The organism is Alcanivorax sp. NBRC 102024 (genome assembly GCF_001602235.1).
GTDB lineage: Bacteria > Pseudomonadota > Gammaproteobacteria > Pseudomonadales > Alcanivoracaceae > Alcanivorax.
This window is the reverse complement of sequence record NZ_BDAS01000007.1, coordinates 98016-110938: the sequence shown is the minus strand read 5'-3', so window position 1 is coordinate 110938 and position 12923 is coordinate 98016. Positions and strand designations below refer to the sequence as shown.

The 12923-nt window shown below is 60.0% G+C and carries 10 protein-coding genes; 6 read left to right on the top strand and 4 right to left on the bottom strand.

Annotated elements, in window-relative coordinates; all coding sequences use genetic code 11:
- The first annotated feature begins 55 nt into the window (after positions 1-55).
- Positions 56-973 carry an alpha/beta fold hydrolase gene (locus tag A0251_RS12180; RefSeq protein ID WP_062817123.1) on the top strand — a complete coding sequence of 306 codons (918 nt, stop codon included), beginning with the start codon at positions 56-58 and terminating at the stop codon, positions 971-973.
- Positions 974-1267: 294 nt separating this feature from the next.
- Here A0251_RS12180 and epmA read toward each other — a convergent pair whose 3' ends face one another.
- Together epmA and efp are read right to left on the bottom strand one after the other, a co-directional pair.
- Positions 1268-2203 carry an EF-P lysine aminoacylase EpmA gene (gene epmA / locus A0251_RS12175; protein WP_062817122.1) on the bottom strand — a complete coding sequence of 312 codons (936 nt, stop codon included), beginning with the start codon at positions 2201-2203 and terminating at the stop codon, positions 1268-1270.
- Between the two features lie 2 nt (positions 2204-2205).
- Positions 2206-2775 carry an elongation factor P gene (gene efp, locus A0251_RS12170; protein WP_062817121.1) on the bottom strand — a complete coding sequence of 190 codons (570 nt, stop codon included), beginning with the start codon at positions 2773-2775 and terminating at the stop codon, positions 2206-2208.
- 306 nt (positions 2776-3081) lie between these two features.
- Here efp and epmB point away from each other — a divergent pair, with 306 nt between their 5' ends.
- The 3 genes from epmB (at position 3082) to A0251_RS12155 (ending at position 8326) form a co-directional block, all read left to right on the top strand.
- The gene (gene epmB, locus A0251_RS12165; RefSeq protein WP_231874230.1) at positions 3082-4110 is read left to right on the top strand and encodes an EF-P beta-lysylation protein EpmB; all 1029 of its coding nucleotides are present in this window, start codon (positions 3082-3084) and stop codon (positions 4108-4110) included.
- Between the two features lie 142 nt (positions 4111-4252).
- Positions 4253-6016 (top strand): hypothetical protein, encoded by a 1764-nt coding sequence (locus A0251_RS12160; protein ID WP_062817120.1) that lies wholly within the window; start codon positions 4253-4255, stop codon positions 6014-6016.
- A 222-nt stretch (positions 6017-6238) separates the two neighbouring features.
- Entirely contained in the window at positions 6239-8326 is a 2088-nt protein-coding gene (locus A0251_RS12155; protein ID WP_231874229.1) for an EAL domain-containing protein, read from the top strand.
- A gap of 158 nt (positions 8327-8484) precedes the next feature.
- Here A0251_RS12155 and serB read toward each other — a convergent pair whose 3' ends face one another.
- Positions 8485-9720, bottom strand: coding sequence for a phosphoserine phosphatase SerB (gene serB / locus A0251_RS12150; RefSeq protein ID WP_062817118.1), 1236 nt, complete (start codon positions 9718-9720; stop codon positions 8485-8487).
- Between the two features lie 249 nt (positions 9721-9969).
- On the opposite strand from serB, the gene A0251_RS12145 reads away from it, so the two are divergent.
- On the top strand, positions 9970-11163 hold the full coding sequence (locus tag A0251_RS12145) for a hypothetical protein (protein WP_062817117.1): 1194 nt from the start codon (positions 9970-9972) through the stop codon (positions 11161-11163).
- Here the strand turns inward: A0251_RS12145 and A0251_RS12140 are convergent.
- Complete coding sequence (locus A0251_RS12140; protein WP_062817116.1) at positions 11106-11903, bottom strand: RimK family alpha-L-glutamate ligase; 798 nt, start codon at positions 11901-11903, stop codon at positions 11106-11108. The genes A0251_RS12145 and A0251_RS12140 overlap by 58 nt on opposite strands.
- Before the next feature lie 137 nt (positions 11904-12040).
- Between A0251_RS12140 and A0251_RS12135 the strand changes: the two genes are divergently transcribed.
- Positions 12041-12808 carry an enoyl-CoA hydratase-related protein gene (locus tag A0251_RS12135; RefSeq protein WP_231874228.1) on the top strand — a complete coding sequence of 256 codons (768 nt, stop codon included), beginning with the start codon at positions 12041-12043 and terminating at the stop codon, positions 12806-12808.
- The last annotated feature ends 115 nt before the right edge of the window (positions 12809-12923 follow it).

Here is a 12923-nt window from a genome sequence, read left to right as displayed (position 1 = left end):
GCCTGGAGCTTTTCTATGTTGAGCAGCTCGCAGTAGAACAAAGAAGAGGTCACATATGCAGTCTGGCACGGTGAGCAGTAACGGAATCGAGCTTTTTTACGAGAGTCGTGGCCCGGAAAACGGGGAGCCCATTGTCTTTGTCATGGGGCTCTCGGCACAGATGGTGTTCTGGCCGGAACCGTTGCTGGATATCCTGGTTGAGCGTGGCTATCGGGTGATCCGTTTCGATAACCGGGATGTGGGCAAATCCACCCGCATTCGCAAACCGTTCAAGCAGGGGCCGCTGGTGGCGTTGCTGCGTTATACCGTGGGGATGTCGGTAGACAGTGCCTATACCCTGCACGACATGGTGGCCGACACCGTGGGGCTGCTGGATGCGTTGAACATCGAACGGGCGCATTTTGTGGGTGCCTCCATGGGCGGCATGATCAGCCAGTTGATGGCGGCCACCCATCCTGACCGGGTGCTGTCGCTGACCTCCATCATGTCCAGTAACAACAGCCCCTACCTGCCGTTACCAAAACCCGCCGCCCTCAAGACCCTGGTGGCCCCCGGAGTGAAGGTGGAAACGGAAGACCAGTTTGTGGCGTTTGGTCTGGAGATGATGGGCAAGCTGGCCGGCACCCTGCCCCAGGGCCGTGACGAACTGGAAGCCATGTATCGGGAGTGTTGGGCCCGCGGCATCAACCCGCGCGGTATTCGCAACCAGTTCCTGGCCGTGCTGGCCACCGGTGCCCTGACCAAACACCTTAAACAGATCCGCTGCCCGGCCACTGTGATCCACGGCGGCGCCGACCCGCTGATCCGTCCCGCCGGCGGCAAGGCCTCCGCCCGCCATATTCGCGGTGCCAAGCTGGTGATTATTCCCGGCATGGGCCACGACTTCCCGCCGTCAGCCATTGACCGGATTGGTGACCTGATTGCGGAGACGGCGGCCAGAGCGAATTCAGTGGCGCAACCGGCGGTGGCGTAAGGGCAGTTGCAAGTTAAAAGTTAAAAGTTGCAACGCGGGCGATCGTGTTGCGAGCTGAAAGGAAAGAGGCCACGCCCGGAAGTTGGGGCGGCTTTTTTATGGTTTCCCGTGCCGGGATCTCGATGTAGGAGCGTCGCTCGCGGCGCGATAACCCAAAACCGGAAAAGACGGTTTACGGCAGAGCCCACAAAGTTCACAGAGAAAAAGGAGGTTTTCTCTGTGTGTTCTGTGGTGAACGGGTTTTTGATCCTTGCTCTGTAATCGCGCCGCCAGCGACGCTCCTTCGGCGGGGGGTCAGGCGCGGGGCCAGGGGAAGGCGATGATGTCGTGGATTTTGCCGCTGCCCTGTTGTGCCATCAACAGTCGCTCCACGCCCATGGCGACGCCGCTACAGGCGGGCAGGCCGGCGTTCATGGCGTCGAGCAAATAGGGGTCGGCGTCCATGGGGTTCAGGCCATGGGCTTCACGCTGAATATTGTCCTGTTCAAAGCGTCGCTTTTGTTCTCCCGCATCGGTCAGCTCCTGATACCCATTGGCCAGTTCCAGGCCCCGATAAAAGATTTCAAAGCGTTGCGCGACGGTGGCGCCATCGTTGTCCGTACGGGTCTGTGCCAGGGCGGCGGCCCAGCCGGGGAAGTCGGTGACCACGGAAAGCTGTTCAGCGGGAAGCGCGTCTTCTATCCGGGTGGCCATCAGGTAGTCCACGGCGGCGGTCTTGTTCAGGCCTTTCGGTGCGCCCCGGGATTCAGCATGGACGATCAGGTCTGAATCATTGGCGGTGAGCGGGTCCAGGCCGGTGACCTGGCGGAACAGGTCGCGGAAGCGGTAAGTCTTTGACGGAGCGCCGATGAACAGTTCGGCGAAGAGTGCCAGGCATTCCTGCACCAGGTCATCCAGTGCAAACCCGGGCCGGTACCACTCCAGCATGGTGAATTCGGGATTATGGCGGCCGCCGGCTTCGCCATCCCGATAGGCTTTGCAAATCTGGTAGATGGCGCCGCTGCCAGCGGCCAGCAGCCGCTTCATGTGGTATTCCGGTGAGCTCTGCAAATAGCCGTAGCCGGGCACAGCGATGCACTGGATGTGCGGATCGCTGACGCCGAAGCGGGCCAGTTGCGGTGTGTCCACTTCCAGTACCTGGCGGGCAGCAAAAAAAGCGCGCACCGTGCTCAGCAGCTCGGCGCGCGCCTTGATGGCCGCCAGGGAGGCGGTGGGTTGCCAGTCGGTCACGACTAGTTCTTGATGCGACCCACGTAATCGCCGGTGCGGGTGTCTACCTTGACGATCTCGCCTTCCTGTACGAACAGCGGCACACGGACGACAGCGCCGGTGCTCAGGGTGGCAGGCTTGCCGCCGGTGCCGGCAGTGTCGCCTTTCAGGCCCGGATCGGTTTCCACAATCTGCAGTTCCACGAAGTTTGGCGGGGTGACGGACAGGGGTTCACCGTTGTAGAGGGTGACCTCGCAGATGTCTTCCTCTTTCAGCCACTTCTTGGCATCGCCCACGGCGGCATCGTCGGCCTGCTTCTGTTCGAAGGTGGTCTGATCCATGAAATGCCAGAATTCGCCATCGCTGAAGATGTACTGCATGGACACATCCATCACGTCGGCGCCTTCCAGGGAGTCGCCGGACTTGAAGGTGCGATCCCAGACTTTGCCGGTTTTCAGGTTGCGCAGTCTGACACGGCTGAACGCCTGGCCCTTGCCGGGCTTGACGAATTCGTTCTCGATGATGGCGCAGGGGTCGCCATCGAGCATCACTTTCAAGCCGGACTTGAATTCACTGGTAGAATAGTTGGCCATAAATGTTGTTCCAAAGGTTGATGTATGGCGTCGCAGAGGGTGCGGGGTTTGCTAATGTTTCATTTGCGTCTCTGTTGTGCCTGCAAGCGTACCAATCTAGGCACAAGGAGAGATGTTTGGTTTTATTCAAATGAACGACTTGTAACGACGAGTGGTGCGCTTGCAGGCACAACCCGAAGGGCTGGGCCCCCTGACGTTGAGGCAAAGGGCCCGCCCAGCTGCGTTGTCAGTCACTTACATATGAAAGACTATGCCGCACTCCTTCCGCCTTGCCGGACGAAAAAATGAACTCCAGCAGAGACGCAAATGAAACATCAGCAGACCCCCATGATAACGCAGGAAAGGGACGGTTGGGAGTTGCCCGGCTGGCAGCGCCAGCAAGCGGACCTGATTACTGATCCGGCGGAGCTTCTCGGCCTGCTTCAGCTGGAGGCGGAATCCCTGCCCGAGATGCTGGCAGCGGCGCAGGATTTCCCCCTGCGTGTGCCCCGTGGCTATGTGCGCCTGATGGAGCCGGGCAACCCGGATGATCCGCTGTTGCGGCAGGTGATGAGTGTGCCGGCGGAGCTGCGCGAGGAGGAGGGATACAGCAGTGATCCGCTGGAGGAAGCTGCCCACACTCCGGTTCCCGGGCTACTGCACAAGTACCATGGCCGCGCACTGCTGGTGGTCACCGGCGCTTGCGCAGTCCACTGCCGTTACTGTTTTCGCCGGCATTTCCCCTATCAGAGTCACCTCAGCGGCAAGCGTTGGGATCAGGCGCTGGAATGGCTGGCGTCACGCCCGGATATCCGCGAGGTGATCCTCAGTGGCGGCGACCCCCTGACCCTGAACAATCGCCGTTTACAGGAACTGCTGGCGGCGCTGGCGGAGATTCCCCATCTGCGTCGGCTGCGTATTCACAGCCGTACCCCGGTAGTGATTCCGGAACGGCTGGATGAATCGTTGCTGACATTGCTGTCGGCCCCCCGCTGGCAGACGGCCCTGGTACTGCATGCCAATCATCCCCGGGAAATCAGTCCTGCGCTGGTGGAGCGCTGCCGTCAGTGGCGGCGTGAAGGGATCACCCTGCTGAATCAGAGTGTGTTGCTTGCCGGAGTGAATGATTGTGTTGATACGCTGGAAGCGTTGTCGGATCGCCTCCATGAGGCGGGTGTGATGCCGTATTACCTGCATCAACTGGATGCCGTGCAGGGGGCGGCGCATTTTGCGGTGGCGGATTCTCGCGCTATGCAACTTCATGAGCAGCTGCGTGGCCGCTTACCCGGCTTTCTGGTGCCGAGGTTGTCACGGGAAGAGCCGGGGAAGCCGGCAAAGACCGTATTGGCGGGCTAGAGCATCCGTCTGTCGCTGCCAACACAACGTTTACAGGCTTGTAACGGTATCGTAAAGTCATGTGACGAAGGACACATACAAAACAAGAACTAATACTTAATAACTAGCTATCTGGGTGCCACCGAGATAAGGATTATCTTCAATGGAGCAACCAGCCCAGACGGTGCGCTTGAAACTGCCCGAGCAGGATTTGCCGCACCTGACACTTGGCGCTGACCAGCCGAAAAAGCTGCAACAGTGGGTCGACGCTCTCCCGATCATGAACATGGGGGAAACGGCTCGTCAGCTTTATCAGTTCATTCAGGAACTGAACCGGCTGCAAATCGATTCCAAACAGCGTTTCCAGTTGCTGGAAGTGGTTCGTCCTTCCATTTTGCATGTCAGTGATTCCCTGCAGAAACATTACCTGAATCAATCCCTGGTATTACCGGACAAGGCGCGGCGAGTGGCCAGTCTGGCTCAGGCCCTGCAAGGGCATCTGGCCAACGGCTATAAGCTGGTGGCGGTACGGGGCATGCGCAAGCTGAAGGACAAGGCAGTCCGGCGTGCGGTGACCATGGCAATTCATCGCGCCATCAGCGCCCTTGGCGATACCCTGTTGCGTTGTTATCAGTTGTATTTTCCCAGCCCTCGCCACCTGTGGCTGGAACTGCACCAGCTTTATCTGCTGGCGGAACTGCACGGCATTTCCGCGACGCCGGTGGATGATGAAAAAGGCAACTCCAGCATCCAGTCTGCCTATGCCCGTTGCTTGTTGCTGGCCACCGCCAAGCCCAATCAGTTACGTCAACAGGAACTGGCGGCCTTGTACAAGGCTGCATTCACCTGGGGAGAGCTGATCGAGATCAAGACCGCCAGTGATGATGAAGACCTGTTCGTGTTCGACCTCCAGGCGGACCGCCCTCCCATTTACCGCACCCATGCCTCCCAGGCGACGGACAGCTGGCGCTATATCGATTCCGTCCGGCTGGTGCAGGCAATCAGTGCCTGGAAAGATGACCCCGAGGAGAGCGATCTGCAGGTTCCCAAAGGTCTGGATGAAAGCATGATGTCCCACCTGCAGCAGGTGTGGGGGGCGCTGACGGAGCGGGCTTTCAAGCGCATGGCTGAAAGCGGTGAGGTCGAACTGTGCTTCGGACTGGTGGGGGTGCACTATTTCCTTTCCGGCAAGGTGCCGTTTGAAACCCTGATTGAGCGAGGCAGCTTGTCGGTGATGGGCGAGGGGGAAGAAAACAATCCTTTCCTGCGCAATATCAAAGTCAGTAGCCGGCAAAAGCAGCAGAAGGAAGACCCCTGGGCGACGGCCTATCAATCCGACTTTCCCAATGAAACCATTGATATCGGCAAGCCGGATTCCTCCCTTCGCAGCGAGGCGACCTTGCCGGAGAGTTATCACTGCCAGAAGGTCAATGCCAGCCCCGGCGGCTATTGCCTGTCCTGGCAGGGGAATACGCCAAGCCTGATGCGTACCGGCGAATTACTGGGATTGCGGGACCACCCGGATAGCCACTGGATGCTGGCGGTGGTGCGCTGGGTGACCCAGCTACCCAACCATGGTGCCCGCTTCGGGGTGGAATTACTGGCTCCCGGGGGGCGGCCAGTGGCTGCCCGGGCTCTGCGCAAGCAGGGTGAAGACAGTGATTTCATGCGCGCCATCCTGTTGCCTGAGCTGGCTGGCGTCGGTCAGCCCGCCACCCTGTTGTTGCCCACGGTGGGTTTCAATGAGGGGGTCAAAGTGGAGCTGGTAGAGGCTGGCGAGCCCCGTCGTGTACAGTTGTTGCGTCGCACCCAGGGGGCGTCCGGGTTCAGCCAGTATCCATTCCGCGATATGGCAACCCCCACACCGGTGAGGCCGGCAAGCGATAATGATGAAGGGGATCTGGATTCCATCTGGTCCACTCTGTAAGGATTCAATGGGACGCGACGTTGCGTTTCTGACCCGTTATCAAGGCCACAGCGAGGATGCTGTGTGATGGTTTTCTGCCATTGGCCGGGCGGCTTTCCATAATCAGAAAAGACGGAACAGAAGACGGCTTTCCCCGGAAAGGTCGGTCAGTTCTCTCTTTTTCTGTGGGAAAGTTGCCAAGACAAGGTTGTCAGGCACAATGGTAAGCCGTACGAAAACAGTATGAGTCTTCACACCATGAGCTATGCCCTGGACAATCTCCGCCTACTGATCGCCCATGATTCCCAAGATGAGGCCGAGCAGCTGATGAATATGCTGCGCAATGCCGGCCGGGCAACCCGGGCACAACTGGCCCTGGGCGAAGATGATTTGCTGCGCGCGTTGAAAGGTGGCGCCTGGGAGTTGATGCTGTGCAGGCCTTCCTTCGGCGATGGCAGTTTTGAATCTGCCATGGCCCACCTCAAGCGTTTGGGCAAGGCGGTGCCAGTGATCCTGCTGGAAAATACCTTTTCTGCCGAGACCGTAAAGGCGGCCCTCCAGCAGGGGGCCAGCGGCGTGGTGCCCGGTAATGACAGGGATATGCTTACCCTGATGGTGGACCGGGTGGTCGAGAACCTGCGTCTGCGCAAGGAGCTCCAGCACTCCGAGATTGCCCGTCACGATGCGGAAAAGCGGTTGGCCCTGTTGATGGATCAGAGCCGTGACGCCATCGCCTATGTGCTAGATGGCATGCATATTCACGCCAACGACAACTATGTGGAGCTGTTTGGCTATGAGAGCGCTGACGATCTGGCCGGCGTTCCTATCATGGACATGGTGTCGGCGGCGGACCATGACAAGCTCAAACAGCTACTGCGTAGTCGTGCCCAGGATGAAAGCCAGACCCAGGAACTGGAATGCAAGGGCGTCAATACCGATGGCGAAGAGTTTGATGCGTCCTTTACCTTCTCGCCCAGCACCTATGATGGTGAGGCCTGCACCCAGATCGTGATTCGCGCCGGCGGCGTGGACGAGAGCGAAATGCAGGAACGGCTCCAGGAGATGAGCCAGAAAGACCAGGTTACCGGCCTGTTTGCCCGCAAGTGGTTTATGGACCAGCTTGATGATGCGGTGGCCGAGGCGGCTCGCGAAGGGCAACTGGCGACGGTGCTGTATCTCCGCCTGGACGACTTTGAGCAACACCAGTCTTCGGTGGGTATCGATGGTGCCGATGATATTCTCCGTGCGGTTGCCAACTGGCTGGGTGGCCAGGTGGGAGATGCCAAACTGGCCCGGGTAGACGGTGAGGATTTTGCCGTCTTGTTGCCGGTTGCGGATACCGATGAGGCCGAGGCACTGGCCGAGAGTCTGCGCGCCGGTATTGAAGGGCTGATGCCGGAAGTGGCGGCCAAGACGATCCATGTGACGGCCAGTGTGGGGGTCGCCTTTGTTCGCGAGGATGCCCGCAGTGGCCAGGGCACCCTGACCACGGCACTGAAATGCTGTAACCAGGCCCAGCGGGAAAACGGTGGCCAGGGCAACAGCATCAAGGTGCATGATCCCATGGACGAAGTGGCTGCAGGCTCTTCCGAAGCCATTGTCATGTTGCTGCGTCAGGCGTTGGAGCAAGGCAGTTTCAAACTGCATTATCAACCGCTGATGAACCTTGAAGATGACAGTGAGCATCTCTTCGAGGTGTTTGTGGATCTGCCGCAGAAGCAGGGTGAAGCCATGGAAGCCGGGGAGTTCATGCCGGTGGCCGCTGAGCAGGGCCTGGTGGGCAAGATTGATCGCTGGGTGGTGCTCAACGCCATGCGGGCGGCGGCTGCGATGAGTGAGCCGGTCAAGCTGGTGTTCAACATCAACGGGGGCTCCCTGGCGGATGCATCCCTGGCGGACTGGCTGCTCAAGGCCATGCGGGCGGCCAAGATGGATGGTTCCAGATTGACCTTCCAGCTAACCGAAGGCGATGCCACCACCTACCTGAAACAGGCGGGCGTGTTTGCCGAGAAGATGAAAAGTGCCGGTTGCGGTATCTCCATCAGTCGCTTTGGCGGCGGCCTGGATCCGTTCAAGCTGTTCCAGCATATTCCGGCCACCATGGTGAAATTCGAAGGCTCTTTCACCCAGGACGTGTCCAAGGCGGAAGGCCGCCAACGGCTCACCGATATTGTCAAACGGGTAAAAGAAAGCAACCGCAGGACCGTGGTAGGTTTCGTCGAATCCGCCGCCCAGATGCAGGCCCTGTGGAGCCTGGGAGGAGTGGATTACCTGCAGGGCTACTATCTGCAGGCACCGATGGATTCGTTGCAAATTCCGGAGTCGGCGTAAATCAGTTAACAGTTAACAGTGAATAGTTAACAGCGACGCGGTTTTGCCTTGTCTGACTTTAAACGCAAGAGGCCGCGCCCAGACGATGGGCGCGGCCTCTTGCTTTTCAGAATTAACAACACTCAGATCGCGAACTGTTAACTATTCACTGTTCACTATTAACTGCCTTTAAGCAGCTCCGCCTGATCCTTGTCCCTGACCCCGATGAGATAGAGAATCCCGTCCAGGCCCAGGGTCGAGATGGCCTGTTCGGCGTTTTGTTTGACCAGGGGTTTGGCGCGGAAGGCGATGCCCAGGCCGGCTTCGCCGAGCATCGGCAGGTCGTTGGCGCCGTCGCCCACGGCGATCACCTGCTCCAGGCTGATGCCTTCCTGGGTGGCGATCTGCTTGAGCAGGTCGGCCTTGCGCTGGCCATTGACGATCTGGCCGACCACCCGGCCAGTGACCTGGCCGTTCTCGATTTCCAGCTCGTTGGCGTAGACATAGTCGATGCCCAGCAACTGTTGCAGCCATTGCCCGAACCAGGTGAAACCGCCGGACAGAATGGCCGTGCGGTAGCCCAGGGCGCGCAGGGTGCTGATCAGCCGTTGCGCCCCTTCGGTGAGCTGGATGCGTTCGCGTACCCGCTCCAGGGCGCCTTCATCCAGCCCCTTGAGCAGGGCCACCCGGGCCTTGAAGCTCTCATTGAAATCCAGTTCGCCGCGCATGGCGCGCTCGGTGATTTCCGCCACTTCTTCGCCCACCCCGGCCTCCATGGCCAGCTCGTCGATCACTTCGGAACGGATCAGGGTGGAATCCATATCAAACACCACCAGACGCCGGTTGCGGCGGAAGGCGCTGTCCCGCTGGAAGGCGATGTCCAGGTTGCGTTCGTTGGCAATGTTGAGGAAGGCTGCACGCATGGCTTCGCCGTCCTTCGGTTCTCCGCGCACGGAAATCTCGATACAGGCGCGGCTGTCCTCGTTGAGGGATTCTCCCTCCAGATGCACCCGGCCGGAGAGGCGGGCGATGCTATCGATGTTGAGGCCGTTGTCTGCCACCGTGGCGGTCACGTCGGACAGTTGCTCAGCGGTAATCTTGCGCGCCAACAGGGTGATAATGTGCCGGTCCTTGCCCTGGCCGGCCACCCATTCTTCATAGCGGTCCTCATCGATGGGACGGAAGCGCACATTGATGTTCAGCTTGTGGGCTTCAAATAACAGATCCTTGAGCACCGCTGAGGATTCCGCGTCCGGAGGAGTTTCCACCAGGATACCCAGCGACAGGGTGTCGTGGATCACGGCCTGGCCGATATCCAGGATATTGAGCCGATAACGGGCCAGAATCCGGGTGAAAGCGGCGGTCAGACCGGGGCGGTCACTGCCGGATACCTGAATCAGAATGATCTCGCGCACGCATGGGCTCCCGGGGGCAAGTCTGGACAAGCGGAGCGCGGAAGCTGTGGCTCCCGCGAAAACCGCGTAAGGGTAGCAGAAATGGTACCGCATGCGGCAGTGTCTTGGGGGATCAGGAATTGGCGATGTTTTACATTGCCAATCGTCCGCTGATGCACCATCGCTGCTAAGGTTCGCCGATTCGGTCAACGCCCTGTTGGTTTGTCACGCTATACTGCGCGCGAGCGCAATACTACGGAATGCAACTCTATGACCCTGTGGGAACAATGGCGGCCATGGATTCGGCAACAGCGAAGCCTGCTGCGCGAGCTGATCCTGATGCTGCTGGCCATGCTGGTGGTCGGTGTCTATTTTCTTGAGCACTTCTCCGCGCGTCTGGAGCAGGAGCGCAAGATACAGCTGCAGGCGCTGGCCGAGCAGACCGCCCGCCGGGCGGCCGAGGCCCTGGCCAGCGATGATTCCATCAGCATTAACCTGATCGGCCGGGAAACCGTGCAGCTGGCCCCGGTGGCCGGTGTGCGTTTTCAGGATGCGGCCGATATCCAGGTGGGTCTGACCGGGGTGTCTCGTTCCGATCTGGTTATCTCGGTGCCGGTGGCGCTGCCCGATGGTGAACTCGCAGGCACGCTGACCTTGCTGGGGGATACCAGTGCCCTGCCGCGCCAGCGCCTGGAAGCCGGATTTGTGCTGGCGGTATTGTGTCTGTTGCTGCTGCGAGTGGCGGCAGCGCTGATCCAGCAGCGCCTGGTGCCAGCGCCGCCGGAACCTGCAGAAGCGGCTCCGGCAGAGCCGCCGGCACCGTCTCCGCTGGCCACGCCGGCATCAAGACAGGCACTGACCGAGCCCCTGCCGGAAGGGGCTGAGCCGCTGGCCCAGCTGCGCCTGAGCATCGTCAATTTCGAACACATTCGTCAGCGTTATACCCAGGCGGCCATGGTCGAGGTGCTGGCGGATTATCAGCGGATCCTCGACAAGGTGGCAGGTATCTACGGTGGCCGGGTTGGCCAGAAGGTGGGGGATCAGGCCGGGCTGTTTTTCTACCAGGAGCCGGCGTCTCGTTGTGCCTTTTCGGCACTCTGTGCCGGTCTTCTGTTTCTGCGGGTGGTGCGCCTGCTGGCCCCGTTGCGCAAGCAGCAGGGCAAGCCGGCACTGGAGTTCAAGGCGCTGGTGACCACTGATGGAGATCAGCAGGAAGCCTGGTCCCTGTGCGTGGCCGGGGTGCCTGGTCGGCTCAATGTCCCGGAAGGGCAGTTGGCCGCCACCGAGCTGGATGTGAAAGCCCTGTATCAACCCGAGAAGGCCCAGGTGGTCGCCGCCGGTGACCACAAGGTGCGATTACAGCCGGTGGAACAGCTGGCCCACCGCTACCAGAACCTGCTTCGGACTCAGGCGGAGACCTTGTTGTCCGAAGAGGGCGGCGAAGACGGATCCCCCAGCAGGTAGTGGCTCATGGCACGCTGCACCCGCTGGTTGAGATCCGGGATGCCGGTATTGCCGAACAGGCGATTGAATTCCAGGATGTAGGGGTGGCCATCCACCATGGCCACGTCGAACCCGGCATGGTTGATCCCCAGATAGCGAGCCATGCCTTCCACCAGTGAAATCGCATTGTCCGGCACTGTCAGGTCGGTGCGTACACGCCCTCCCTGGCTCACGTTATTCAGGAAGCCCACTCCCTCACGCCAGTAGCTGGCCAACACTTGTTCGCCGACCACCACCACACGAAGGTCGCGTACGATCGGTAGCAGCTTCTGGATATACAGCACGGATTCTCGCTCAGCGTAGTCCAGTAGTTGCTGACGGTTCTCGATGAGATAGACCCCCATGCCCTGGCTGGACCGGACCGACTTGGCCACAAACGGAAAACGCCACTGTTCCAGGACCTGGGCGATGCCGTACTTGTCGGATGCCAGAATCAGCGTCTCCGGCACATGCTCCGGGCAGGCAGTCTGCAGGGCGCGGGTCATCTCCACCTTGTCATGACCGAGGTGGTAGCTACTCAGGCTGGGGAAGATCGGCCGCTTGAGCACGTAATGCAGGCTGTTGATCTGCCAGTAGCCCGGGAACAGCAACCAGTCCGCTTCCGCCAGGGCGTCGCGATGCTGGTTCATGTGTTCCGGCTTGATATACCGCACGCCGGGCAGACCCAGGGTGCGGAAAGGATCGAAAGTGATCAGTTTCACGGAGACGATCTCAGAAGAGGTGCGCTTTTTTAAGGTGCTTTGACCAGCCGGTCAATACCCTTTGTCGGGATTCGTCCTTGGCATGGACGTTGCGGGCGGCTAGCCTTGCCCGACAAATAATGATTGGGAGAGCTGTCGTGATCTTGCCGACACTGGAAAGTGATCTGATTCTGGTGACTCACACCGAATCGGTGATGGAAATTACCCTGAACCGCCCGGACAAACTGAACGCCCTCACCGGCGCAATGTACCGGGATCTGATTGCCCTGCTGAACGCGGCAGAGGAAAGCGACGACATCCGCGTGGTGCTGTTTGCCGCCGAAGGCAAATCCTTCAGCGCCGGTAACGACCTGGTGGACTTCCTCAATGCCAAGCCCGGTGAAGTGGGCGAGGCAGCCAATTTCATCAAGGCCATCTATGCCTTCCCGAAAGTGGTGGTGGCCGCTGTGCAGGGTAATGCGGTGGGCGTCGGCACCACCATGTTGCTGCACATGGACATGGTGGTGGCGTCCGAGGATGCCAAGTTTATTACCCCCTTTGCGGATCTTGGCGCGGTGCCGGAAGCCGGTTCTGCCAAGCTGTTGCCGGACTGGCTGGGCTACCAGCGGGCCGCCCGCATGTTGCTGCTGGGCGAGCCCATGCTGGCACAGGAAGCCTTCGAGGCCGGCCTGATCGCCAAGGTCGTGAGCCGTGAGGAACTGCAAGCCACCGCTCGCGGCTGGGCGGCCTCCTTGGCAAAAAAACCGCCCCGGGCCCTGCGAGAGAGCAAGCGCCTGATGCGCCAGGCGATCAGCAAGCCGCTGCAGGATGTGCTGGAGGAAGATCTGGCGCTGTTTGGCGAGATGCTGCAGGGGGATGAGGCCAAGGCAGTGTTGGCGGCCATGGTGAACAAGAGCAAAGGGTAAAAAGCAGTTACAAGTTGAAAGTTTAAAGTTGAAACGCGGATTGGCGTGGCAGGGAGTTTGTCCTCCGTGCCCGCGATTCCGGGGCTGGCCGACAAGGACGGGGCGGCTTTTCGCT

Coding starts and splice junctions, on each gene's coding strand:
- A0251_RS12180 (WP_062817123.1), top strand. CDS start 56: ATGCAGTCTGGCACGGTGAGCAGTAACGGAATCGAGCTTTTTTACGAG.
- efp (WP_062817121.1), bottom strand. CDS start 2,775: ATGGCCAACTATTCTACCAGTGAATTCAAGTCCGGCTTGAAAGTGATG.
- epmB (WP_231874230.1), top strand. CDS start 3,082: ATGAAACATCAGCAGACCCCCATGATAACGCAGGAAAGGGACGGTTGG.
- A0251_RS12160 (WP_062817120.1), top strand. CDS start 4,253: ATGGAGCAACCAGCCCAGACGGTGCGCTTGAAACTGCCCGAGCAGGAT.
- A0251_RS12155 (WP_231874229.1), top strand. CDS start 6,239: ATGAGTCTTCACACCATGAGCTATGCCCTGGACAATCTCCGCCTACTG.
- A0251_RS12145 (WP_062817117.1), top strand. CDS start 9,970: ATGACCCTGTGGGAACAATGGCGGCCATGGATTCGGCAACAGCGAAGC.